Annotated in this window: 1 protein-coding gene; it reads left to right on the top strand. The window is 39.8% G+C overall.

What is annotated here, in order from left to right:
• Positions 1 to 81: 81 nt before the first annotated feature.
• On the top strand, positions 82 to 1,278 hold the full coding sequence (locus FN756_RS14360; RefSeq protein WP_142604802.1) for an IS4 family transposase: 1,197 nt from the start codon (positions 82 to 84) through the stop codon (positions 1,276 to 1,278).
• Positions 1,279 to 1,371 lie beyond the last annotated feature (93 nt).

The raw sequence follows: 1,371 nt of genomic DNA, 5'->3' as shown, positions 1-1,371 counted from the left end.
CAGTAGTGTCCGATAAAAAATAAACGAGGCAACCAAAGTCACCCCGTTTGTTTCTACTTTTAAGTTACGACACTTTCAAGTATGAACAAATCTAAAAACTTTAGCGGACAGCCGATCATCAGTCAGGTATTAAAATTTATTCCGAGCTCGCTTATTAACCGGACAGCCCAAAAACAAGGTAGCGATCGCTATTACAAACGCTTTAAAACCTATGATCACTTGGTAACCATGCTCTTTGCTACCTTAAGCGGAAGCAGTTCACTACGTGAGGTGAGTAGTATTATGTTGGCCTGCGAAGGAAAAATCAATCATTTGGGCTTAACCCGTTTTCCAAAACGCAGTACCTTGTCCGATGCGAATAAGAATCGACCTAGTGCCGTCTTTGCAAGTATTTATCAGCAGTTGTATGGTCGCTATAAACATTTTTTATCGGACAGCTATTCCAGATCGCTTCCGGTAAAGGATTTAAAGATTGTGGATTCCAGCACTATTAGTTTGTTTAGCGATGTTTTAAAGGGAGCTGGCCGTAATCCGATTGGGGGCAAGAAAAAAGGCGGCATCAAAATGCATACAATGATTAACGCCCAAGAAGACGTTCCCTGTTTGGTTCGTTTTAGCTCTGCGGCGACCCACGATCACACCTTTTTAAAAGAATTAGGCTTACAAAAAGGTTCATTCGTGGTATTCGACAAAGGGTACGTTGATTACATGCAGTATCACAACTGGACCGTGGAGGGTGTTTATTTTGTAACCAGGCAGAAAGACAATGCCCTGTATAGCAGCTTGGAAGAATTCGCCCTTGATGAGCACATTCATTCGGGTGTATTAAAAGATGAGCGTATCGAAATTGCTAAGGGAAAACAAGTCATTTATTTACGAAGAGTAGCCTTTTATCATCAGCAGCAAAACAGGGTGTATGAATTTATTACAAATAATTTTGAGCTTCCGGCGGATAAGATAACGGATATTTATAAGCAGCGCTGGCAGATTGAAACCCTTTTTAAACGCCTGAAACAAAACTTCCCCTTGAAATACTTCCTAGGAGATAACCAGAATGCAATCGAAATACAAATATGGATGAGCTTAATCATTCAACTGATCATGTTGGTCATTCAACGAAAAGCTAAACGAAAGTGGGCCTTCTCTAATATGATGTCCGTAATCCGTTACCACTTAATGACCTATATAGACTTGTTCAAATTCCTGAAAAAACCAGATGGAGATTGGAGTGAATTAAATAATCGTAAAAAAGGACAATTAACGCTTTTTCAAACATAGAGGCGGTTCTTTTCAAAAAAACAAAGGAAGGCCCTCTGTTAACGTTCTGACGGTACGAAATATTGGGTAAGGTTTTTTTATCGGACAGCAATG

The organism is Solitalea koreensis (assembly GCF_900182575.1).
GTDB classification, from domain to species: domain Bacteria; phylum Bacteroidota; class Bacteroidia; order Sphingobacteriales; family Sphingobacteriaceae; genus Solitalea; species Solitalea koreensis.
This window is presented reverse-complemented; position numbering and strand designations above follow the sequence as displayed.